This window comes from Vannielia litorea (assembly GCF_019801175.1).
In the GTDB taxonomy this organism is placed as follows: Bacteria; Pseudomonadota; Alphaproteobacteria; order Rhodobacterales; family Rhodobacteraceae; genus Vannielia; species Vannielia litorea_B.
The window spans coordinates 2,126,091-2,147,768 of record NZ_JAHVJR010000001.1 but is presented as its reverse complement, the minus strand read 5'-3'; the positions used below and the strand labels follow the sequence as shown (position 1 = coordinate 2,147,768).

Annotated in this window: 26 protein-coding genes; 13 read left to right on the top strand and 13 right to left on the bottom strand. The window is 65.8% G+C overall.

The window, feature by feature from the left end; all coding sequences use genetic code 11:
- Window positions 1–104: 104 nt before the first annotated feature.
- The 3 genes from KUV38_RS10525 (at window position 105) to KUV38_RS10515 (ending at window position 1,285) form a co-directional block, all read left to right on the top strand.
- A complete protein-coding gene (locus tag KUV38_RS10525; protein ID WP_222469999.1) occupies window positions 105–500 on the top strand; it encodes a c-type cytochrome in 396 nt (131 codons plus the stop codon).
- A gap of 137 nt (window positions 501–637) precedes the next feature.
- A complete protein-coding gene (locus KUV38_RS10520; RefSeq protein ID WP_222469998.1) occupies window positions 638–925 on the top strand; it encodes a hypothetical protein in 288 nt (95 codons plus the stop codon).
- A gap of 153 nt (window positions 926–1,078) precedes the next feature.
- A complete protein-coding gene (locus tag KUV38_RS10515; protein WP_222469997.1) occupies window positions 1,079–1,285 on the top strand; it encodes a CsbD family protein in 207 nt (68 codons plus the stop codon).
- Between the two features lie 1,190 nt (window positions 1,286–2,475).
- Here the strand turns inward: KUV38_RS10515 and parE are convergent.
- The 5 genes from parE to KUV38_RS10490 all read right to left on the bottom strand — a co-directional run bounded on the left by parE (window position 2,476) and on the right by KUV38_RS10490 (window position 6,300).
- On the bottom strand, window positions 2,476–4,431 hold the full coding sequence (gene parE, locus KUV38_RS10510) for a DNA topoisomerase IV subunit B (protein ID WP_222469996.1): 1,956 nt from the start codon (window positions 4,429–4,431) through the stop codon (window positions 2,476–2,478).
- Between the two features lie 106 nt (window positions 4,432–4,537).
- The gene (locus tag KUV38_RS10505; RefSeq protein WP_222469995.1) at window positions 4,538–4,936 is read right to left on the bottom strand and encodes a hypothetical protein; all 399 of its coding nucleotides are present in this window, start codon (window positions 4,934–4,936) and stop codon (window positions 4,538–4,540) included.
- A 23-nt stretch (window positions 4,937–4,959) separates the two neighbouring features.
- Entirely contained in the window at window positions 4,960–5,340 is a 381-nt protein-coding gene (locus tag KUV38_RS10500) for a type II toxin-antitoxin system death-on-curing family toxin (protein WP_222469994.1), read from the bottom strand.
- Window positions 5,337–5,609: a hypothetical protein gene (locus KUV38_RS10495; protein ID WP_261385500.1), complete on the bottom strand. Its 273-nt coding sequence runs from the start codon at window positions 5,607–5,609 to the stop codon at window positions 5,337–5,339. The genes KUV38_RS10500 and KUV38_RS10495 overlap by 4 nt, the downstream gene beginning before the upstream one ends.
- Before the next feature lie 67 nt (window positions 5,610–5,676).
- A complete protein-coding gene (locus tag KUV38_RS10490; RefSeq protein ID WP_222469993.1) occupies window positions 5,677–6,300 on the bottom strand; it encodes a DUF2461 domain-containing protein in 624 nt (207 codons plus the stop codon).
- Window positions 6,301–6,456: 156 nt separating this feature from the next.
- Here KUV38_RS10490 and ppk2 point away from each other — a divergent pair, with 156 nt between their 5' ends.
- The 6 genes from ppk2 to KUV38_RS10460 all read left to right on the top strand — a co-directional run bounded on the left by ppk2 (window position 6,457) and on the right by KUV38_RS10460 (window position 12,215).
- A complete protein-coding gene (gene ppk2 / locus KUV38_RS10485; RefSeq protein WP_222469992.1) occupies window positions 6,457–7,374 on the top strand; it encodes a polyphosphate kinase 2 in 918 nt (305 codons plus the stop codon).
- A 127-nt stretch (window positions 7,375–7,501) separates the two neighbouring features.
- Window positions 7,502–8,161, top strand: a complete 660-nt coding sequence (locus tag KUV38_RS10480) for a DUF1007 family protein (RefSeq protein ID WP_222469991.1) — start codon at window positions 7,502–7,504, stop codon at window positions 8,159–8,161.
- The gene (locus tag KUV38_RS10475) at window positions 8,143–9,135 is read left to right on the top strand and encodes a nickel/cobalt transporter (RefSeq protein ID WP_222469990.1); all 993 of its coding nucleotides are present in this window, start codon (window positions 8,143–8,145) and stop codon (window positions 9,133–9,135) included. Before KUV38_RS10480 ends, KUV38_RS10475 begins: the two co-directional genes overlap by 19 nt.
- Before the next feature lie 175 nt (window positions 9,136–9,310).
- Complete coding sequence (locus KUV38_RS10470) at window positions 9,311–10,696, top strand: MATE family efflux transporter (protein ID WP_222469989.1); 1,386 nt, start codon at window positions 9,311–9,313, stop codon at window positions 10,694–10,696.
- Between the two features lie 102 nt (window positions 10,697–10,798).
- Window positions 10,799–11,719: a DUF4123 domain-containing protein gene (locus KUV38_RS10465; RefSeq protein ID WP_222469988.1), complete on the top strand. Its 921-nt coding sequence runs from the start codon at window positions 10,799–10,801 to the stop codon at window positions 11,717–11,719.
- Between the two features lie 235 nt (window positions 11,720–11,954).
- A complete protein-coding gene (locus KUV38_RS10460) occupies window positions 11,955–12,215 on the top strand; it encodes a YjhX family toxin (protein WP_222469987.1) in 261 nt (86 codons plus the stop codon).
- Between the two features lie 90 nt (window positions 12,216–12,305).
- Here the strand turns inward: KUV38_RS10460 and KUV38_RS10455 are convergent, their stop codons facing one another.
- Together KUV38_RS10455 and KUV38_RS10450 are read right to left on the bottom strand one after the other, a co-directional pair.
- Window positions 12,306–12,461, bottom strand: coding sequence for a hypothetical protein (locus tag KUV38_RS10455; RefSeq protein ID WP_222469986.1), 156 nt, complete (start codon window positions 12,459–12,461; stop codon window positions 12,306–12,308).
- A gap of 92 nt (window positions 12,462–12,553) precedes the next feature.
- Window positions 12,554–12,967 (bottom strand): hypothetical protein, encoded by a 414-nt coding sequence (locus KUV38_RS10450; RefSeq protein ID WP_222469985.1) that lies wholly within the window; start codon window positions 12,965–12,967, stop codon window positions 12,554–12,556.
- Window positions 12,968–13,201: 234 nt separating this feature from the next.
- Between KUV38_RS10450 and KUV38_RS10445 the strand changes: the two genes are divergently transcribed.
- Window positions 13,202–13,660, top strand: a complete 459-nt coding sequence (locus KUV38_RS10445) for a DUF2267 domain-containing protein (protein ID WP_222469984.1) — start codon at window positions 13,202–13,204, stop codon at window positions 13,658–13,660.
- Between the two features lie 195 nt (window positions 13,661–13,855).
- Here KUV38_RS10445 and KUV38_RS10440 read toward each other — a convergent pair whose 3' ends face one another.
- Window positions 13,856–15,058, bottom strand: a complete 1,203-nt coding sequence (locus KUV38_RS10440; RefSeq protein ID WP_222469983.1) for a pyridoxal phosphate-dependent aminotransferase — start codon at window positions 15,056–15,058, stop codon at window positions 13,856–13,858.
- A 91-nt stretch (window positions 15,059–15,149) separates the two neighbouring features.
- Between KUV38_RS10440 and KUV38_RS10435 the strand changes: the two genes are divergently transcribed.
- From KUV38_RS10435 to KUV38_RS10425, 3 genes are all read left to right on the top strand, one after another.
- On the top strand, window positions 15,150–15,557 hold the full coding sequence (locus tag KUV38_RS10435) for a multiprotein-bridging factor 1 family protein (protein ID WP_222469982.1): 408 nt from the start codon (window positions 15,150–15,152) through the stop codon (window positions 15,555–15,557).
- Window positions 15,554–15,823, top strand: a complete 270-nt coding sequence (locus tag KUV38_RS10430) for a succinate dehydrogenase assembly factor 2 (RefSeq protein WP_315898614.1) — start codon at window positions 15,554–15,556, stop codon at window positions 15,821–15,823. Before KUV38_RS10435 ends, KUV38_RS10430 begins: the two co-directional genes overlap by 4 nt.
- Window positions 15,824–15,958: 135 nt before the next feature.
- Window positions 15,959–16,456, top strand: coding sequence for a MarR family winged helix-turn-helix transcriptional regulator (locus KUV38_RS10425; protein WP_222469981.1), 498 nt, complete (start codon window positions 15,959–15,961; stop codon window positions 16,454–16,456).
- Between the two features lie 344 nt (window positions 16,457–16,800).
- On the opposite strand, the gene KUV38_RS10420 is transcribed toward KUV38_RS10425, so the two are convergent.
- From KUV38_RS10420 to KUV38_RS10400, 5 genes are read right to left on the bottom strand one after another with little or no spacing between them, the layout of a single operon-like run.
- Window positions 16,801–17,610, bottom strand: coding sequence for a DUF1194 domain-containing protein (locus KUV38_RS10420; protein WP_222469980.1), 810 nt, complete (start codon window positions 17,608–17,610; stop codon window positions 16,801–16,803).
- Window positions 17,607–18,206 carry a DUF1287 domain-containing protein gene (locus KUV38_RS10415; RefSeq protein WP_222469979.1) on the bottom strand — a complete coding sequence of 200 codons (600 nt, stop codon included), beginning with the start codon at window positions 18,204–18,206 and terminating at the stop codon, window positions 17,607–17,609. Before KUV38_RS10415 ends, KUV38_RS10420 begins: the two co-directional genes overlap by 4 nt.
- On the bottom strand, window positions 18,203–19,114 hold the full coding sequence (locus KUV38_RS10410; RefSeq protein ID WP_315898613.1) for a DUF817 domain-containing protein: 912 nt from the start codon (window positions 19,112–19,114) through the stop codon (window positions 18,203–18,205). The genes KUV38_RS10415 and KUV38_RS10410 overlap by 4 nt, the downstream gene beginning before the upstream one ends.
- Complete coding sequence (locus KUV38_RS10405) at window positions 19,114–20,505, bottom strand: surface lipoprotein assembly modifier (RefSeq protein WP_222469978.1); 1,392 nt, start codon at window positions 20,503–20,505, stop codon at window positions 19,114–19,116. The genes KUV38_RS10410 and KUV38_RS10405 overlap by 1 nt, the downstream gene beginning before the upstream one ends.
- A gap of 3 nt (window positions 20,506–20,508) precedes the next feature.
- Window positions 20,509–21,495, bottom strand: a complete 987-nt coding sequence (locus tag KUV38_RS10400; protein WP_222469977.1) for a hypothetical protein — start codon at window positions 21,493–21,495, stop codon at window positions 20,509–20,511.
- Window positions 21,496–21,678: the final 183 nt, after the last annotated feature.

Genomic DNA, 21,678 nt, shown 5'->3' with positions numbered 1-21,678 from the left:
CCGCGCGCCCCGGGTTGACAGCGCGAGCCCGCATTTGACGGGGATCAAGGCGCCGCCCCTCCCGTGCCCGCAGACTGGGCACAGGACAAAAGGGAGGCATGATCATGAAGGCTGTTCTGACAGGCGCGGCGCTGCTCATGGCGGCGGGGGCCGCCACGGCGCAGGAAGTGCACGAGGGGCGGCTGCTCTATGAGCGGCACTGCGCCACCTGCCACGGGCTGGATGCCGACGGGCAGGGGCCGATGGCACCGGCACTGGTGCTGCAACCGGTGGACCTGACGGAACTGGCGCTGACCAACAGCGGGGTGTTTCCGGTGGCGCGGGTGGTGATGCGGATCGACGGGCGCGACCCGCTGGTGAGCCACGGCTCGCCGATGCCGGTCTACGCCGAGTTGTTCGCGGGCGACGACACGGCGGTAAAGGCCGAGACCGGCCAGCCGATCATGACGACGCGGGCGATTGCGGACCTGCTTGAGTACCTGAGAACGCTACAGAAATAGCGATTTGCGGCGGGATTTCCTTTCATGACGGGCATTGTCATCAACTGGCGGTTGTTTTGTCCGGCGGCGGTCCCGATCTGTTGAACAGGCCCGGAGTTTTGGGCCGTGCCAAACAGATACGATTGAAAGGAATTGAGATGAAAAAGCCTCTGATTATTGCCGCCGCGACCCTCTCCCTTCTGGCCGGCGGCGCCTATGCCAAGCCGAAGCCCGATATCTGGAGCACCGGCAAGGACCGCTGGCACGCAGCGGTGAAAGACAAGGAATGCGGCGGGACGTGCTGGAAGTACGAGGGCACCTACCCGACGAGGAAACAGGCCCGTGCGGCGGCCAAACGCGCGATCGAGGAGCGCAAGGCCAATGGGGTCTGGGGCGATGGCCGCACCGATGGCGGGCTTTGCGGGCAGCCGGGCGTGGAGTGCTGAGAACGGCCTGAAACGGTGGGCTGATTGCCTAGCTGGCGGCGGGGATTTCCCCGCCGTTTTGCGCTGCGGCGGAGGGGCGCCTACGTCTTTGTTTAAAGGAACTTCGGGCCGTAGGGCGGCGTTGAGGGGGCAGAAACCGAAAGGAGGTTTGCTATGAACTGGGATATCATTCAAGGCAACTGGAAAGAGTGGAAAGGTTCGGCCCGTGAGAAGTGGGGCGAGCTGACCGACAACGAACTGCAAGAAGCCAAGGGCGAGCGCGAACAGCTCGTGGGCCTCGTGCAGCAGAAATACGGCTACGCCCGTGAAGAGGCCGAAAAGCAGGTCGACGACTGGCGTGCCGGGCTGAAGGCTGCGTAAGCGGTTTTGAGCTTTGAGTATGGGCCCCCTGCGTGCGAGCGCGGGGGGCTTTTTTGTGGGGTGGTGGTGGGCTCAGGAGCGGTGGGGGAGCTGCAGGTTTTGACTGACCCCCGCCCGGTGCGCGCCGCAAGGCGCCGGGCAGCGCCGACCCGCCCCCCGGGGCGGCGCTTCATCTGGGCCTCGCTGACCTCCTAGTTAGGTTAAATGCTGCACCATAATGCGCGCCCACGTCCCTGTGGGCTGCCCCCCCAAGGTGTCAGCGTGCTCGGGTTGGGTTACGCGGTGGATCGGGATCAAAATCGGGAACGGCGCAAGATCGATATCGTTAGTTCATTTGTTTCCAAAGCGCCCGGGTAGTGGCGAATTTAGCGGATCATATCGACGTCGGTGAGAGATTCCGTACGCGCGTTTTTTGTTATCCTACGGACCTATCAATAAAGAGGACCGCTACCAAAAGAAGAATCGCTAGTAGAAATAGAAGTTGCTGAATTATCAGTGTGTTCGGCGCCATTTTATTATCCCATAGAGAAACGAACGTCGTCTCTGATTTTCGAGTAGAGCAATGATCGCGCTTTTCACAAGTCTCAACTAAGTTGGTGATGGCTCCGAAGTGAAGTATTCCCGCGACAATCGATAGTAACAGAAAGATATACAGAAATACTAAGGCCGTAAAGACACGCCAATCGGCCTCATTAGCAAGTATCGTATTAGACAATGCTGAGATGCCGACAAGCAGTGCACTGCACAGCGTTATAAGTTGCTTGGATATCTCAAGTGCGACTTCGAAACGCTTCATCAGGGTGCTGGCTTACAGAATGGATAAATGCAGTTTGTAGAAGTTCTAATGAATTCGCCAACTAAGGCTTCATCAAGACTCTTAGTAACTCGATTCTCAACGAGTGGAGCGAGGTTCCTAAGAAGGTCCTCCGTCCGATTCGCGGCAGCATTTACATCACTATCACGATTAGACTCGGCCTGATAGCGAGCGTATATGTGCGCTATCGCTCTGTTTACAAAAACCGCACGCGCCTCATTGGTTAAGGAAACACCGAAAGCACGGGCCGCTCGGTCAAGCGATTCACGCAAGATCACGCGATGCTGGTTTTCGCTTGCCAATTAGTCACCTCATTGAAGCTCAATAAAGATATTTTACAATGCGAAGCTAGCTGCCGTTTGATCAAGTGTCTAGCCTACACATCCAACTCCTCAACGAACCGCGCATTCTCCTGGATATACTGGAACCGCAATTCCGGCTTCTTGCCCATCAGGCGTTCCACAAGGTCGCCGGTTTCGCCCGGATCGTCCTCGTCGATGGTCACGCGGATCAGTTGCCGCGATTTCGGGTCCATCGTGGTTTCTTTGAGGTCTTTGGCGTCCATTTCGCCGAGGCCCTTGAAGCGGGACACGTCGATCTTGCCTTTTCCGCCGATGCCCTTTTCGAGCCATTCGTCGCGTTCGGCCTCGTCGAGGCAGTAGACGCGCTTGGCGCCTTGGGTCAGGCGGAAGAGGGGCGGGCAGGCGAGGTAGAGGTGGCCGGCGTCGATCATCGGGCGCATCTGGGTGAAGAAGAAGGTCATCAGCAGGGAGGCAATGTGGGCGCCGTCCACGTCGGCGTCGGTCATGATGATGATCTTGTCGTAGCGCAGGTCGTCGATGTTGAAGCGGGTGCCGAGGCCGACGCCGAGGGCCTGGCTCAGGTCGTTGATCTCGGCGTTGGAGGTGAGCTTGGAGGAGGCGGCGCCGAGCACGTTCAGCACCTTGCCGCGCAGGGGCAGCAGGGCCTGATTGACCCGGTTGCGGGCCATCTTGGCGGAGCCGCCGGCCGAGTCACCCTCGACGATGAAGAGCTCGGTGCCGTCGCGGCTGTTGGACGAGCAATCGACCAGCTTGCCGGGCAAGCGAAGCTTTTTGGTCGCCGTCTTGCGGGCGGTTTCCTTCTCCTGTCGACGGCGCAGGCGTTCTTCGGCGCGGAGCACGAGGAAATCGAGGATCGCGCCGGCGGATTTGGTGTTGGAGGCGAGCCAGTTGTCGAAATGGTCGCGCACCGAGTTCTCGACCATCCGCTGGGCTTCGGTGGTGGCGAGGCGGTCCTTGGTTTGGCCGACGAATTCGGGCTCGCGGATGAAGCAGCTCACCAGCGCTCCGGCCCCGGTGGTGAGGTCTTCGCGGGTGATGGTGGCGGCCTTCTTGTTGCTCACCAGCTCGCCGTAGGCCTTGATTCCCTTGAGGATCGCGGCCCAGAACCCGGCCTCGTGGGTGCCGCCCTCGGGCGTGGGCACGGTGTTACAGTAGGACTGGATGAAGCCGTCGCGCGAGGGGGTCCAGTTGATCGCCCATTCGACCTTGCCGGGGGCATTGAACTTTTCAAACGAGACGGTCCCGGCGAAGGGGCTTTCGGCGTAGGTGGAGGCCTCGCCGAGGGTTTCGGAGAGGTAATCGGCCAGCCCGCCGGGGAAGTGGAACTTGGCCTCCATCGGCATGTCGCCGTCGGGGATGGCGGACTTCCAGCGGATCTCGACGCCGGAGAAAAGGTAGGCCTTGGAGCGGGCCATCTTGAACAGGCGGTGCGGCTTGAGCTTGAGCGAGCCGAAGATCTCGGCGTCGGGATGGAAGGTGACGGTGGTGCCGCGACGGTTGGGGGCGGCGCCGATCTTCTCCAGCTTGGTCTGGGGCACGCCGCGGGAGAACTCCATAGCGTAGAGCTCGCGGTTTTGCGCCACTTCCACGCGGAGGTGATCGGAGAGGGCGTTGACCACGGAGGAGCCGACGCCGTGGAGGCCGCCCGAGGTTTCATAGTTGTCGCCCGAGAACTTGCCGCCCGCGTTGAGGGTGCAGAAGATGATCTCGAGCGCGGATTTGGACGGGTCTTTCGGGTGGGCGCCGATCGGGATGCCGCGGCCGTTGTCGCGCACCGAGACATGGCCGTTTTCGTGCATCTCGACCTCGATCCATGTGGCGTGGCCTGCGACGGCCTCGTCCATCGAGTTGTCGATGATCTCGGCGACCATGTGGTGCAGCGCCCGGTCGTCCTTGCCGCCGATATACATGCCGGGGCGGAGGCGGACGTGCTCCATGTCTTCGAGCACCTGGATGGAGGCGGCGTCGTAGGTGGAGGTTTCTTTTCCGCTGAGGAGATCGTCGGCCATGTCGTGCTGCTCTTTATCGGGCTTTTGGTTGGCGGCGATTGTAGCGGATGGGGCGGGGCGGGGAAAGCGGATGTGGGCCGTTGGGGTGGCGGGCGGATTGCCCGGCCTAGGGGCGGGTGCAGGTGAGCAGCCAGCTGTTGGTGTAGTGGTTGCCTTGGGCCGTGAGCGTGACGTTGAATTTGCCTTCGCGGTCGATCTCATCGGCCGGGCGGGGCGGCAGGACGAGGAGGTCGACACTGGCGCGGTCCTCGCGTTGGGCGATGGTGTCGAGCAGGTCACGCCGGGTGACGGCGTAGGTGGCGGTGTAGCCCTCGAAATCCGCCGAGCGCATGGTGAGGGTCACGCTGTTGCGCTGCGGGGTCAGCTCGTAGGTCTTGCGCAGGTTGGCCTCGATGAAGGCGGTGTCGTCCTGCGAGAAGGTGGTGAAGGCCTCGACGGTGCAGGCGTAGGTGTCGGCGAGGGCCGGGGCGGCGGTGAGGATGAGGGCGGCGGTGAGGAGGCGCATGTCGGGTCCGTTCAGGGGGTGGCCTAGGCGCGGGCATTCTCGCGGAGCCAGCGGGCGAGGTCGATATCGTCGAGCTTGCGTTGGGCGAGGGCGATGATCTTGTCGCCGGCTTCCTGCGCGTTCCAGTCGAGGGTTATGCCATTTGCTTCAAGGCAGAAGTTCATCGCATCGAAGGCGGTGCGCTTGTTGGCATCGTTGAAGCAGTGGCCGCAGGCGATGGCCTGTGCATAGGCGGCGGCCAGATCGAAGACATCTTCGATCATGCCGTAGATCAGCCGATTGGCGACACGGGCGAGGGCGCCGTCGAGCGACTTGTCGACGGCGCGGCCCTGGAGTTCGCCGGGGTTCAGTGCGGCGTCGTGCAGGGCCTCCACCAGCTCTGCGGAGAGCAGGACAAAGTTCATTTATCTTTCAGGTAATCGAGCACCGGCTGGACCCGCTCACGGGAGCTTTCGAGATAGGTCTGAAGCTCATCCATCGTGGCCACGCGCGGCTCCTCTTCGGGGGTCGCGGCCTCGGGAACGAGGTAGCCGACGACGCGGGAGTTTTTCATGATGGCGACGGGTTTGCCATTGGCGCGGTCCAGCACCTTCTGCGGCTCGCGCAGTTCGGTCATGGTGCAGCTTTGGCTGGCGAAGATGCGGTTCATCGGGGTGCGCTCCTGAATGTGCATTCGAATGTACATTCTATTGCGCGAAATTTCAAGCGTTCAGAGCGCGTGGGTCGGGACACGTTCCGACCTACGGGCTGACGAGCCAGTGCCAGACGGGGGCGAGGCGCTCGAAGGCTTCTGTGGCGATGTCATCGATGGGGCGGGGATCGTCTGGGTCGAGATCGAGCCAGGCGGAGAAGCCTTTGTGGCGGAGCAGGGCGGCGCGGGGGTGGTCTGCCGGGTAGGGGGCGGGCACGCGCTTCAACTCGGGCTCGCGGAGGCGGAAGGGGGCGATCAGACGCTCCAGTTCTTCGCCCGAGGGGCCGGCGACGGCGGCGCGCCAGCGGTCGAGTTGCGGTTTGGAGAAGCCGAACTGGCCTGCCCCGGTGACCAGCGTGCCGGGGTCGATACCGAGGAAGAAGGCGGGGGTGTCACGGTCGCCGCTTTCGGACCAGAGCATGTGGAGGTGCGCCTTGTAGGGTGTCTTGTCCTTGGAAAAGCGGGTGTCGCGGTTCTGGCGGAAGATCTTGGGGCGCATCTCGTGGCCCGTCAGCGCGGTGAGGCGGGCGGCGAGAGCCTCGACCAGCGCCTTGCCGGGCTGGGCAACCGTCTGCTCGTATTCGGGCTTATGCGCCATGAACCAGTCGCGGCTGTTGTTGGCGGCCAGCCGGGTGAAGAAGGCGCGGGCATCGGGCAGCAGAGTGGTGAACATCGCGGGGCTCCTTTGGGCCTGATGGTTGGGGCGCGGAGCGGGGCCGTCAAGCCGGGCGGGTGCCTCTGCTGACAGGCCGCCGGTTTGAGCGGTGTCAAAGCGGGGCGGCGGCGGGCGGGATAAAATGGGCGCGGGGAACAGAGAAGGAGTTTGCCGATGCCCGAGGATACTGCTGCCATACCGTCCAGCCTTGCCAAAGATGCCGCGCCGCTGCCCAGCCCGCAGCCGGACAGTCTGCGTCAGGCGTTCGAGCGGGGGGACTACCCCTATGACACGCGGCTGAGCCGCCGGAGTTACGAGGCGCAGAAGGCGCAGCTTCAGGCGGAGCTCTTGAAGGTGCAGAAGTGGGTGGCGGAGACCGGCCAGAAGATCGTGGTGCTCTTCGAGGGGCGCGATGCGGCCGGGAAGGGCGGGACGATCAAGCGGTTCATGGAGCATTTGAACCCGCGGGAGGCACGGGTGGTGGCGCTGAACAAGCCCTCGGAAAAGGAAAAGGGCGAGTGGTTCTTTCAGCGCTATATCGAGCATCTGCCGACGGCGGGAGAAATGGTTTTCTACGACCGCTCCTGGTACAATCGGGCGGGTGTGGAGCGGGTGATGGGGTTTTGCAGCCCCAATGAATACCTCGAGTTCATGCGCCAGACACCGGAGCTGGAGCGGATGTTGGTGCGCTCAGGGATACGCCTCTTCAAATACTGGTTTTCGGTGACGCAGGAGGAGCAGCAGGCGCGGTTTGCCAGCCGCGAGACTGACCCGCTGAAGCGCTGGAAGCTGTCGCCCATCGACAAGGCGAGCCTTGATATGTGGGACGACTACACCGAGGCGAAGGAGGCGATGTTCTTTTACACCGACACCGCCGATGCGCCTTGGACCATCGTGAAGAGCGCCGACAAGAAGCGGGCGCGGATTGCCTGCATGCGGCACTTTCTGGCGATCCTTGATTATCCGGGGCGCGACAGATCGGTGGTGAAGGGGCCGGATCCAAAGCTGGTGAGCGCGGGGGCGCATGTGGTGCATGGGGCCGATCACATCTTGGGTGCGGCGTTGCATCCGGATTTGCGACGGGGCGGGTGAGGGCCGGAGGATTTTGGCGCTGACCATGCGGGAGTCGCGACGGGTGCTGACCTACGGTGGGTCACGTTTCGCTCAGGCCATTCGTGGCCGCTTGAGGCGGCTTTGGGGCCGCTGTAGGGTCGCCGCCATGAAACACTGGCTGACAGCATTGGCACTAGCGGTGCCCGGCGCGCTCGGGGCGCATCCGCATGTTTTTGTCGAGACCGGCTTTGAGGTGATCTTCAACGATGCCGGACTGATCGAGGCCGTGCGCGTGAACTGGCGCTATGACGAGCTGACCTCGCTCTACGTGACCGAGGAGCGCGGGGTAGACAGCGATTACGACGGCCAGGCCACCGAGGCCGAGTTGGAGGCGCTGCAGGGGTTCGACATGAACTGGCCCGAGGGCTTCAAGGGCGACACCTATCTGACCGTCGACGGCGTGGCGGTGGCGCTTGGCCCACCTGAGGAGATCGGCGCGGGGTTCGAGGGCGGCATGGTCTCTTCCAGCCATCTGCGGCGGCTTGCGGAGCCGGTGGACCCGGCCAAGGTGGTGGTGCTCTCGCCCTACGACGAGACCTATTACAGCGCCTATGAGGTGACCTCGGAGACGGTGCTGACCGGCCGCGAGGGCTGCCGCGCGGAGCTATGGGTGCCCGATTACGATGCTGCCGCCGAGCAGTTGCAGGCGGCGCTGGATGAGCTTCAGGGCACAGCGCAGGCGCAGGGCATGGACGAGGCGGAGTTTCCGCCGGTGGGCGACATGTTTGCGCAGGAGGTCCGGGTCGCGTGCGACGCTGGATCGTAGGCGCGGCGGTTCTGCTTGCCGTGGTGCTGGCGGGGCTTTGGGCGAGCGGCGCGGTGGAGGTGCTGGGGCGCTGGGCGGCTGCGGCGCAAAAGGAATTTCAGGGCAGCATGGCCGGGGCGATCCGGGCGCTGAAGGCGGGCCAGCCGGCGGCGATCTGGGGGCTGATCGGGCTGTGCTTTGCTTATGGCGTGTTGCATGCCGCCGGGCCGGGGCATGGCAAGGTGCTGATCGGCGGCTACGGGCTGGGGCGGCGGGTGCCGCTGGTGAAGCTTTCGGTCCTGGCGCTGCTGTCATCGCTGGCGCAGGCCGCGGCGGCTGTGCTGCTGGTTTACGGCGCGATTGCGCTGCTGGGCTGGGGCGGAGACCGGGTCGAGGGGCTGACCGAGGAGGTGCTGGCCCCGGCAAGCTACGGGGCGATTGCGCTTATCGGGCTCTGGCTGGCGTGGCGCGGTCTGCGCGGGTTGATGCGGCGGGCGCAGGGCGATGGGGACGGGCATCACCATGGCCATGAGCATCACCATCATCACGAGCATGACCACGGCCATGCGCATCAACACACGCATCACGACAATGATCACCACGATCACAGCAGTTCGGGCGCGGTTTGCGAGACCTGCGGCCATGCCCACGGGCCGACGCTGGAGCAGGTGGAGCAGGCAGGGAGCCTGCGGGACATGCTGCTGCTCATCGCGGGCATTGCGATCCGGCCCTGCACGGGGGCGCTGTTTTTGCTCGTCATCACATGGCGGCTCGGGCTGGCTGGCGCAGGGGTGGCCGGGGCCTTTGCGATGGGGTTGGGCACGGCGCTGGTGACGATTGCGGTGGCCATCATGGCCGTGACCCTGCGTGAAGGCACATGGTCGGCGCTGGAGGGGCGCGGCGGCGCGCTCCGGGTCGCCGGGCCGGTGCTGGAGCTGGTGGCCGGCGCAGTAGTGGTGCTGGTTGCCGGACAGTTGTTGCTGCGGGCGCTTTGAGGGGCGCGCTGGGCGGGACTTGTCCCCCCGTCCGGGTCCAAGAGGCCGAGCCGATGAGGCCTGCCTGCCGAGCGTAGCGAGGCTACCAGAGACCCACCCGAGCGCAGCGAAGCCGCCGAAACTCTGCTGACAGCATGGGTCTTGCCCCGGCGGCAGCAAAGCCCTAGCAGGGGCCATGCGCGATCAGATGACATATGCGGGGCACGCCAAGGCGATTCTGCTCCTCGGGCTGCCGCTCGTCGGCGGGCATCTGGCGCAGATGGCGATCCAGATCACCGACACGCTGATGATGGGCTGGTATTCGATCCCCGGGCTGGCCGCGATGGTGCTTGCGGGCACCTTCTGGATCGTGGCCTTCATCTTCTCCATCGGCTTCAGCCAGGCGGTGCTTCCGCTGGTGGCCGAAGCCAGCGAGCGCGGCGAAGAGGGGGTGCAGCGGCTGCGGCGGGTCACCCGCATGGGTTTCTGGCTTTCGGCCTTCGCTTGGGCGGGGTTTCAGCCTGCCTTCTGGTTCTCCGGCCCGATCCTCGTGGCGCTGGGGCAGGACCCGGAGCTTGCCGCGATGGCGGAAGGCTACCTGAAAATCGCGGGCGTGGCGCTGCTGCCGGCGCTGATCACCATGGTGCTGAAGAGCTATCTTTCGGCGCTGGAGCGCACCTCGGTGCTGCTCTGGATCGCCATCGTGGCGGCGGTGGTGAACGTGTTCCTCAACTGGGTGCTGATTTTCGGCAAGCTGGGCGCGCCGGAGCTGGGGCTGATCGGCGCGGCGTGGGCCTCGCTCACCGGCCACGTGCTCTCGGCGCTGCTGCTGGCGCTCTACGCGGTGCGGATCTTCCCCGAGCATGGCATCTTTCACCGGCTCTGGCGGGGCGATGCGGGGGCGCTGGCGCAGGTCTTTTCGCTCGGCTGGCCGATTGGCCTGACGCTGTTGGCCGAGGTCGGTCTCTTTGCCTTTTCGTCGCTGCTGATGGGCTGGATCGGCACCATTGCGCTGGCGGCCCATGGCATCGCGATCCAGATCGCGAGTGCGACCTTCATGGTGCATCTCGGCCTCTCCAATGCGGCCACGATCCGGGCGGGCAAGGCCTTTGGCCGGATGGATGAGGCCGGGCTGCGGCGGGGGGCGACGGTGTCGCTCGCGCTCAGCATCGCCTGGGCGGTGGTGACTCTGGCGGCCTATCTCGCCTTCCCGGCCTTCCTGATGGGCCTCTTCGTGGACCCGGCGGAACCGGCGCGGGATGCGATCCTTGCGACCGGTGTGGGGCTGCTGGCGATGGCGGCGCTGTTCCAGCTCTTCGACGGGGCGCAGGTGACGGCGATGGGGCTGCTGCGCGGGGTGCAGGACATGCGGGTGCCGATGTGGATCGCCGCCGTCTCCTACTGGGGCATCGGCGCGCCGCTGGCCTGGGCGCTGGGCTTTCCGGCGGGCTGGGGCGGCATGGGCGTGTGGTTCGGCCTCGCGATGGGGCTGGCAGCGGCGGGCGTGCTGCTGCTCTGGCGGTTCTGGGGCCGTTCGGTGAAGATCGGCGCACTGCGGCCGGAGGCCATGGCGACCGCCTGAGGCGGGCGGTTTTGCCTACGGCGCAGGGCGCGGCTGCGGCCCCCTTCCGCCCCTCGGCCAGTGGTGCTAGGCAGGTGCCGCAACGGCAGAGTGGAGGCCCCGATGAGTGACAACGCACCCAAGGACCATTTGGGCAGCCTGTTGCGGCGCCTGCCGGGGCGGATCTTTGCCGTGATCGACGGGGCGCATTTTGACGACCTGCCGGGCCGGATTCGCGATGTGGGGCTGGAGGCGCTGCCGCTTTTTACCGACGAGATCGACCTGCCCGCGCTGGGCCGGGGGCCGCATCTGGTGGCCTGTCCGAACCTCTTTGCGGTTGAGCAGGTGACGGATGTCTGCGCGGGCGTTCCGGCGGTGGTCTGGTGGGACTGGCCGGATCAGGGCGAGAAGACGGCGGGCAACATCTTTGCCCATCTGCGGCGGTTGAACCTTGTGGAGATCCCCGCCAACCGGGCCGAGCCGATCGTGGGCCGCAGGCAGGTGGGCGCGGTGGACAGGGGCGCAGGCTGGGAGACGGTGCTCTTCCGCCACGGCGACCCCAACGTGATGTCACTGCTGTTGCCGGTGCTGGATGACAGCCAGCGCGGGCAGCTCTTTGGCGCGGCGCTTTCGGTGGCGATGCAGCCACCGGGGGGCGAGGTGACGCATACGAAGAACCCCAGCCACAACGCGCCGCCGGAGTTTGGCCGCCTGCGGCTGTCGTCGGAGCAATATGACGAGCTGGCCGGGCAGCATGGCCGCGGGCTGCGCCGCCGTGCTGTGCTGGAGCTGGGGCCGGAGATGCCGGGGCGGAGCACCGAGGAGAAGGTGGCGCGGATCGAGGATGCCTACGACCGGGCCGAGAGCTTTGGCTGCATGACCCTCGACCAGATCTGGGAGTTCATCCATCTCGACAAGCGCTGGGGCGCGCGGTTCGAGCAGGCGAAGGGGCACGAGAAGGTGCTGGAAGCCTTGAAGATGGCCGATGCCAGCGCCGAGGAACGGCTCTGGCGAGCGGAGATGGAGCTTGGCTTCGCCAAGTAGGGCGGGCGGGTCATTGCCTTTTTGAACGGAATCCGGAAGTGGCGGTAGCGGCCCGGCCTATGGTTGCTTTGGCGGCCGGGCTGGGGCATAGACGCGGCAACGGTCCGGCGTTCGGGCCGATGGAGCTTTGATGCCAGAGATTGCATGAGGTCGCCGCCCCGCGTGGGTGGCAGCTGAGAGACAGGACGGGCCCCGGGAGGGCCTGAGCCTTCTTCCATGCAATCCAGAGACTTCAATGAACATTTCGAGAGACGAACAGCGGGCGCTGCATGTGCTGGCCCGTGGAGGCCTGATCCGCCATGAGCGCGGCGCGGGCGGCAAGGTGCTGGCGGTGACCTGCTTCACCCATGACGGCTTGGTGCTGGAGAGCTGCGACTTGCAGCTCTTTGCCCGGCTGCGCAAGCGCGGGCTGATCCAGAGCCGGGGCGGTGCGCCCTACCGGATTTCGCTGAAAGGGCGGAGGGCGGTGCGGGCGCAACCCGACAATGCCGCGTGACGCGCCGGGCGGACCGGCCCCATAAAACGCAAACCGGGCGGCAGGCTGGTGCCTGTCGCCCGGCGATATCTCGGGGCCGTTGGGCGGCGCTCAGGAGAGCAGCTCGTCCTCGGTGATGACCTCGTCGGTCGGCAGAACCTCCACGCCGTTGGCGTCGAGTTCGGGCTCCGGCTCGGCCTCGGGGGCGGGCTGCACGCAGGCGGCGAGGGTCAGGGCCAGAAGGAGGGGCAGCGTCTTGCGGATCATGGGTGTCCCTTTCAAAGTGATTAACGATGCATGGCGGCAGATTGGCAGGAAAGCCGGGGGCAGGCAACAGGCCTGCCTCGGCGCGGGGCCGTTCAGCCCTGCTCGCGGGCCCGCATCAGCCGATCGGCCTTTTTGCGCACCAGAACCGAGCGCAGATCGTGCATGGCCAGCAGCAGCGCGTCGGTCACCTCTTCGAGCTGGTCGTCCTCGGCCTTGGACTGCACCCATTGGGTGGTGATGTTGAGGTAGTCGACCGCGCGGTGAATATCGTCGATGTCGCGGCGGGCCAGAAGGGCGGTGCGCTCGGTCATCCACTCTGTGATGGCGGCGATGTCCTCTTCGGTGAGCTTGTGGTCACCGTGGGGTTTGACCTCGCCGTTCTTGATGTTGATCACGGCGATCTGGTCCATCTCGATCCGGCGCTGGCGGTTCTCGGTATCGACCCGGAAGGCCATTGCCCCGTTTTCCCGCACCCGGAAGTAATAGTCCGGCAAATCGCCTGCCATCGGCCTCTGTCCTCGTTCGTTTGCAGATGGATAGCAGGCGGGACGGGGCGGCGCTAGGTGGGGGCGCTGGGTGGGATCGGCGGAGGCACGATGTGGCTGCGGGGGGGAGGATGAATTCGCTGCGGTTGCGCGAATGGCGGCTCTGCGGACAAAGCTGTCGTTGGTTTCTTCGACAAATACCGGGGAGTTAGGTACACGTGTCGGCGACGATGCCGGCAAAGGAACTAGCGACCCATGCCAATGCCGTGGACATATCGGCACGCCTCCAAAGAATGGAGCGCTTTCCTTGATGACGTGAAAGAGCGCATGTCTCTCGATCCAGACAACATGGCTTACACGGCGGTCGATGCGGTCTTTCAGGTGTTCCGGCGTCGTCTGACTGCTCAGGAGGGTTTGAACTTCGCAAGTATCTTGCCCAGCGTGCTTCGCGCGATCTTTCTTCAAAATTGGGATGTTACGGAGCCTCGCGCGGCGTTTGGCGACCGAGAGACGCTACTCTCGGAAGTCAAGCAGGTGCGGGTGAACCACAACCTAACGCCGGACAATGCGATTGAGGCGACGGCATGGGCGGTTCGGCGCTGCACCAACGGAAGAGACTTCGAGCGCGTTTTGGCCAAACTCCCGGCTGAAGCGCGCGCCTTCTGGCATGTCGACGTTGCCGATCCTGCCGAGCTGGAGCAACGGATCATTTAGCGGATTTGCACCACTCGAAAGGTTTGGGCTCATAGCCGCCCTTAGCCGCGCCCTTTTCGAACGCCAGCCAAGGGCCGGAAACTTACCTGCTTCCCGAAGCCCAGGTCACCCTCCTTCAAATGAAAAGGCCCGGCGTTTTGGGCCGGGCCTTTTGGTCTGGTGGTGGGCAGGTTGCCCACCTTTCGTTTGCCTGCCCTACTTCAGCCCGGCGCAGAAAGCCTGGATGCGGGTGCAGGCCTCTTTCAGGTTCTCGTCGGAGGTGGCGTAGCTGACGCGGAAGTTGGGCGAGAGGCCGAAGGCCGCGCCGAAGACGGCGGCGACGCCTTTTTCTTCGAGCAGGGCGGTGCAGAAGTCTTCATCGTTGGAGATGAGCTTGCCGCCCTCGGAGGTCTTGCCGATGCAGCCAGCGACATCGGGGTAGACGTAGAAGGCGCCTTCCGGCGTGGCGCAGGTGATCCCTTCGGCCTCGTTCAGCATGGCGACCACGAGATCACGCCGCCGCTTGAACGTCTCGTTGTTGGGCGCGATGAAATCCTGGCTGCCGTTCAGCGCCTCGACGGCGGCCCATTGCGAGACGGAGCAGGGGTTCGACGTGCTCTGCGACTGGATCTTGCGCATCGCCGCGATCAGCTCCTTGGGGCCGGCGGCGTAGCCGATGCGCCAGCCGGTCATGGCATAGGCCTTGGAGACGCCGTTCACCGTGAGGGTGCGCTCGTAGAGCTGCGGCTCGACCTGCGCCGGGGTGCAAAACTCGAACCCATCGTAGACGAGGTGCTCATACATGTCGTCGGTCATCACCCAGACGTGGGGGTGGCGCAGCAGCACGTCAGTCAGCGCCTTCAGCTCGTCCCAGGTGTAGCCCGCGCCGGTGGGGTTGGAGGGGGAGTTGAAGATGAACCACTTGGTCTTGGGCGTGATCGCGGCTTCGAGCTGCTCGGGCGTCAGCTTGTAATTGGTCTGGGCCTGAGCCTCGGCGACCACGGGGGTGCCGCCTGCGAGCAGGGTCATGTCGGGGTAGGACACCCAGTAGGGCGCGGGAATCACCACCTCGTCGCCGGGGTTCAGCGTGGCCATCAGGGCGTTGTAGAGGATCTGCTTGCCGCCGGTGCCGACAGAGACCTGCGCGGGCTCGTAGGACAGCCCGTTGTCGCGCTTCAGCTTGGCGCAGATTGCCGCTTTCAGCTCGGGAATGCCGTCTACGGCTGTATATTTGGTCTTGCCCTCTGTTATAGCCTTGATGCCCGCCTGCTTGATGTTGTCGGGCGTATCGAAATCGGGCTCGCCTGCGCCGAGGCCGATCACATCCTTGCCCGCGGCCTTGAGCTCGGCGGCGAGGTTGGAGACGGCGATAGTGGGCGAGGGCTTCACGCGCGAGAGCGTGTCGGAGAGGAAGGCCATGATGGGCTCCGGTCTGAGTTCGGACGGGGCCGAGTAGTAGGCCCGCAAAGATGAGCGTTCAAGCGCCAATCCGGCGCGGAGAGGATTTGAGATGGAGAGCGAGAGCGGCAGCTGGTTCGATGCCGAGACAGCCACCTTTGGTGACAGGGTTGCAGGCGCGCGCGAGGCGCTGGGCTGGAGCCAGAAGCAACTGGCCGAGCGGCTGGGGGTCAAGACCAAGACGGTGAAGCATTGGGAGGCCGATGCCAGCGAGCCGCGGGCGAACAAGCTGCAGATGCTGGCCGGGATGCTGGGCGTGTCGATGCGCTGGCTGCTTTCGGGCGAGGGCCCGGGGATCGATGCGCCGTTGCCGGAGGGCGTGGTGCCTGCCGCTGCCCCGGCCGAACTGGCCGGGCTGCTGGCCGAGATCCGCGCGGTGCGCGGCGAGATGGTGTTGCAGGCCGAGCGGCTTGAGCGGCTGGAGACGCGGCTGCAATCGGCGCTGGAGGCGACCGAGTGAGCGCGGGCGGGACCGAGCCGCGCGAGGTGCGGCTGAAACGGCTGAAGATCCGCGCATGGCGGCGGGGGATCAAGGAGATGGACCTGCTGCTTGGCGGCTTTGCCGACAGCCGGATGGCGGAGCTGAGCGAGGCCGAGCTGGATGCTTTCGAGGCGCTGATGGAGGAGGCCGATCAGGACCTGCTGCGCTGGGTCACCGGGCTGGAGCCCGCGCCCGAGGCGCATCTGCCGATGCTGCGCCGGGTGGCGCCGGAGGCCCGGCTATAGGCGGCGGCTGCGGCGGAGTTGCGCGAGGATCGGGGCGGAACTGGCGATGATCTGCGGAAAAATTGTCAGGACTTAACGAGTTCTAAGGGTTTCGAACGGTAAGGGGGTGCCAGACAAGAACTGGCGGAGGTGCCGATGAGCATCCATTCCCCCGTCGCCCCCAGCCTGAGGCAGGGTTTCATGGGCGGCTATCTCGAGACGCTGGCGCTGGTGGAGCGGCTTCACCGACTGCTGCTCGACGTGATCAAGGACGAGTTCGAGCGCGTGGGCGTGCTGGAGATCAATGCGGTGCAGGCGCTGCTGCTGTTCAACGTCGGCGACAACGAGGTGACCGCGGGCGAGCTGAAGACGCGCGGCTACTATCAGGGCTCGAACGTGAGCTACAATCTGAAGAAGCTGGTGGAACTGGGCTACATGCACCACCAGCGCTGCGAGATCGACCGCCGCTCCGTGCGAGTGCGCTTGACCGAGCGGGGCCGCCACATTCGAACGCTGGTGGCAGAGCTGTTCGAGCGCCATGCCGAGGGGCTGCAAACCAGCGGCGCGATCGACATGGACGGGCTGGAGGTGATCACCGCCGCCCTGCGCCGGATGGAGCGCTACTGGGGCGATCAGATCAGGTATATTTACTAGGCGAGCGGCGGGCCGTCCCCGTGCAGAGCCGGTTGGGTAGAGGGCTGCTCCCATGGTGGGGGCGGCCTTTTGTGGTTTTGGGGGGCGGTGTGTGTGGGGTTGCGGAGTGCTGAGAGGTCGGGGTGGCTAGATTGAGGGTTCGGCAGGCGGCGGAGCGCGGCCCGGTGCAAAGCGGAGCGAGGCACCCAGTGGAAGGCGCATCCGAGCGGAGTGAAGCGCCCCGCCGAATGTGCGCCCGAGCTCCACGAGGCTAACAGTATCGCTCCCGAGCGGAGTGAGGCCACCGCGGAATGCGCCGAGCGCAGCGAGGGGCACATGGGTGCGTGTGCCTGGCGGAGGTTGGTTCAGGGGTTGGCGGCGAGGCGGGTGGGGCCGGGCAGGGCGGTCATCGGGGCGCCTTCGAGCTCCTTCAAGAGCTTGCGGGCCATCGCCTCGGCGTAGCTCTCGAAGTTTTCCGCGGTCATCACGAAGGCCGCGGGACCGTGGATCACCTGCGCCTTGTAATAGGCGGAGAGTTCGGCGAGCGAGGGGTCGGCGTGGTCGGCCGGTTCGCCGCCGATGGTCAGCCCGTTCACCACGATGCCGGCGAGTGGCGCGGTGCCGCGCACATCCTGCGGGCGGGGGCCGGTGTTGTTTTTGCCATCGCCGGAAAGGTCGATGGTGCGCTTGGGGCAGGCCGGGGCGCGGGCGATGAGGCTGGCGCCGTAGAGCATCGCCGCGCCGATGGCGGTGGTGTGGGGCGCGGGCTGGCGGGGCATCTCGCGGAGCCGACCGGTCACGCTGGCGAGCGCTTCGGGCGAGGTGATCGCGATCCAGTCGATCAGCAACCGCTGGAAGCTCTCGTCGGACCATTCATAGACCGCGAGCAGCACCGGGCGCTCGGTGCCGGTGAGCAGGGCGGTTGTGACTTCGGGGTCGGAGAGCGCATCGGCCAGACCATCGAGCTGGAGACGGTATTCGCGCTGGTCGACCGAGCCGGAGACATCGAGACCGAGCGCGAGGGATTGACGGCAGGCGTCCTGCGCGGCGGCCGTGGTGGCCCAGAGGGTCAGCGGCAGCGTGAGCAGCAGATGGCGGAGCGGGGGTTTCCCACCCCCGCACCCCCGTGGAGATATTTGGGCCAAGATGAAGGGCAAGAGGCGCTTGGGCGTCATCGGGCGGCGAGCCATGTGCGGGCGGCGTCCGTCAGGCGGAAGTGGCCTTGCATGGGGTGGTCGAAGAGCATGTGCTCGGTGCGGGTGCCTGCGCCGATGTTATGGGTGACGAGCGGTGTGCCGTCCGGCGCGGTGCTTTCGGCGATGATGACTATGTGGGGAAGGGCGGTGCCAGTGAGGCGGAAGCTGACGATATCGCCCGGCTCGAAGGCAACCGGGTCGGAGGAGAGCGGCAGGGCGGCGCCGGCGCGGGTGAAGAGGGTTTCGAGGTTGGGCACGCGGCGGTGATCGATATTGCGGTCGGTGGTGCGCAGGCCCCAGAGCGGGGGATAGGCGGCGAAATTGCGCTTCATGTCGGCATTGGTGGCGGCCTGAAGGTCGATGCCCCATGCGTCGCGCAGGGCGCGGATGACCACATCGGTGCAGACACCGCGCTCCCGCGGCAGGTCGCCGCCGGGGAACTCGAGGCCGACGTAGGCGGGATCGTAAATCACGGTGACGCCGACTTGGGCCTCGGCGGCGGCGGCGAGATCGCGGCCCGGATTGGCGGTGGCGGGGCTGGTGAGCGCAAGCAGCAGGGCGAGCGCCCGGATCATGCGCGCAGCTCCTCCCCGGCGTGGGGCAGGTCGCGGCGCGGCGGGCGCTGGGCCTCGCGGTAGAGGAAGTCGCGCATCACGAGGGTGACGGTGACGAAGGCGACGAAGAGCAGCAGGTACCATGACCCCATCTTGGAAAAGCTGACCATCTGCGTCCAGTGCTGTCCGGGGTAGGCCCAGGTGCCGGTGACGGTGCCGATGTTTTCGGCCACCCAGACCATGAGCGCCACGAGGAAGGCGGTGAGCGGCAGGGGCATCCAGAGCGGGCGGGTGCCGACGTAAAACCAGACGCGGGTGCGGGCGTAGAGGATCAGCGTGGCGGCGAAGAGGGCGAGGCGGATGTCGGGCAGGAAGTGGTGGGCAAAGAAGTTGACGTAGATGGCGCAGGCCAGCAGGACCGTCATCCAGAACGGCGGGTAGGGGGCGAAGCGCATCTCGAAGATCCGCGCGACGCGGGCGATGTAGCTGCCGATGGAGGCATACATGAAGCCGGAGAACATGGGCACGCCCATGATCTTGAGCACGCCCGCCTCGGGGTAGGACCAGCTGCCCGCCTGAACCTTGAAGAATTCCATCGCCGTGCCGGTGAGGTGGAAGAGCGCGATGACCTTGGCCTCCTCCCATGTTTCGAGCCGGGCCCAAAGGAAGAGTACCTGCGTGGAGAGCGCGAAGAGCACGAGGAAATCGTAGCGGGCGAGCGCCCATGTGGGCTGCCAGACGGCCTTGGTGGCGAGGATGGCGACCAGCAGCAGCCCGCCGAAGAGCGCGGCCCAGCCCTGTTTGAGTGTAAACATGACCAGATCTGCCAGCCAGCCGGGCAGGCGGCGGCGGGCCCAGTCGCCCATGCCGCGCTCGAGCCGGCGGGTGCCGCCGTCGAGGTGGCGCGGAGGTGCGGGCGGGCGCGACATCAGAAGGTGGATTTCAGCCCGAAGGTGATGCCGAGGGTTTCGGTCGAGTAGAGATCGACGCTGCTGTTGTTCTGCTCGAAGCTCACGCCGACCTCGGGGGCGAAGCCGTAGTAGTCGGCCTCTGAGAAGAAGAAGGTCAGGCCCAGTTTGGCGCGATTGTCGCGGCGGTCTGTGCTGAAGAGGGCGGCCTCGTAATCGCGGTATTCGTAGCTTGCGGAGAGTGTGGTGTCTGCGGTGAACACCGGCTTGGCCAGCCGGTAGGCGGCGAAGAGCTTTTGCGAGCTGTGGGCGGTCAGCGCGCTGTCGGAGTCGACCTCTTTGGCGGAGGCGATGACGGTTAGCTGCCCGGTTTCGAAGCGGCGGGAGAGGCCCAGTTGAAGCTCGGAGGAGGTGAGCGAGTTCAGCGGGTTGTCGATCCGGTCCTGCCACTCGCCGAGCACGGCGACCCAGCCGGAAGTGCGGGGCGCGAGGCGGAAGCTCTGGCCGAGGCGGGCACGGGCGAAGGTGAGCAACGGGTCGCCGCCATACCAGCTCTTGCCGATGGCGAATTCGGCATCGAAGAGGCCGAAGCCGGGGCCCTTGGCCCCCTGCGGGCGCTTTTTGGGCGCGCGGGTCAGGCCGAAGGTAAGCTCGGCGGAGGTGTAGGCGTAGTCGGCGGCGTCGGCCATCGGGGCCTGTTCCTTGGCCTCGCCGGAGAGCCAGTAGCGCTTGGCCTCGATGCCGCCGCCGAAGCGGAGGATGGTGCGGGGGCCGGAGCGGATGCGGTACTCGGTGGAGGCGCCGAGCGACAGCTGGGTGCCGGAGAGCGCCTGCGCATCGCCCGAAAGCTGAAAGCCGAGGCCTCCGATCTCGATCCGGTCGGTGGCCGCGCCGTTGTTGATGTTGGACGAGGGCGTGAGCGACAGGCTCAGCTTGCTGCGCCAAGGATTGCGGCCACGGACATAGGCAAAATCGCGGCGGGCGGCGGTGCGGGCGGCATCGCTGGGCGCATATTCGGCGGCACGGCGCAGCCAGAACTGGGCGCGGGTGCGCTTGTCATCGGAGGCCAGCGCCTGGGCCATGGCAACAGAGGCGTGATAGCGCTCTTTGTCGTCGCCAGCGGCCTCCCAAGCCTGCCGGGCATAGGACTGCGCCTCGGAATAGCGGCCAAGGGCACGGGCGGCGCGGCTGGCTGTGGTGGCGGCGGCGACATCGTTTGGGTCTGCCACCAGCAGGGCGCGGGCGATATCCAGCCCGTAGGCCGGCTGGCCCGCAATCACGGCACGTGCCGCGATCTGCCGGGCCTCGGCGGGCTCGACGGTGACGGGTTGCGAGGCGGCAGGGCCTGCGATCAGCAGGAGCGCGAGACAGATGCGCCCGAGCGCGAGGCCGAGACCACGGGCGGGGCCCATGGCTTACGGATCCGTGGCGATGAAGACGCCGGTTTCCTGCGCGTTGAAACCATCGACGGTATCATCGTCGAGACCGGTTTGCGTGAAGCCGCCGGCATCGCTCTGACCTTCCCGTGCCGGGCCGGTGATGACGATCAGGCCGACGATCTCCTCGGAGTTGGGCCCGGCGAAGGCGCCCTCCCACGTGCCGCTCTCGAAGACATCACCGGCGTTGCTGCCGGTACGGTCGAGCGAGGAGGCGGCGCCGTCGAAGATGAAGCCGTCTTCATCGGAGTAGGCGGTGGCGAGGCTGATGGCGGGCAGGGTGCCGAGGAAGGCGCCATTGATGTCGTAGACGTTGCGCACGCCGATTGCGCCTTCGATCGCGCCGGTGGTCTCGAAGTCGAGGAAGTCGACCTCGATGGTGGCGTCGGCGGTGGTGAAGCTCACGTCATTCTCGCCGCCGCCGAAAGTCGAGACCCGCACGCCAGCGTAGCCGCCTTCGTAAACGGCCTCGCCCTGACGGGCGATGTCGGGCGCGGACACGCCGCTGCGGGTGTATTGCGCGCCGCCCCAGCCGAAGCCGTTGTAATCGCCCGTGCCGACCGCGCTGGCGGTGGTGTAGGCGCCTGCGCCGTAGACTGCGAAATATTTGCGCTGGTTGGTCTCGGCGCTGGCATCGCCGCTTTCATACTGCGCGAAGGGGGCGCCGGTGGCCTCCACCGCGGCGAGGCCCATATAGGTGTAGCGCTCTGCGCCGGTGCCTTCGGGGCCGTCAAAGGGCAGGTCGTCGATGGTGAGCGTGTTGTCGCCATTCAGGGTGACGCCGGTGAGGTCGCCCGCGACGCGGCGGGTGGTGGTGCCGGTCGTGACCGCGCTATCATTGGCGGGGCTGCCGCTGTCGGTGCCGGTTTCGTTGCCGGGCCCGCCGGTGACGGGGTTTCCTTCGCCGCCTCCACCGCAGGCCGAAAGAAGGGCGAGGAGGGCAATGGCGGACAGGCTGGAGCGCATGGCGAACTCGTTCTTATTTGTGACTGCTCTTCGTTTGGCCTTAATTTCCGTGTGGCGGGGGCAGGTGTCAACGATTTGTGAACGAAATCGGGCGGGAAAGGGGTGAGCGTTGCCGATCCACCCGTTCGGGCCGGATTTTACAAGATGAAGGGCGCGCTTTTCGCAGGGCCGCGATATGTGGTA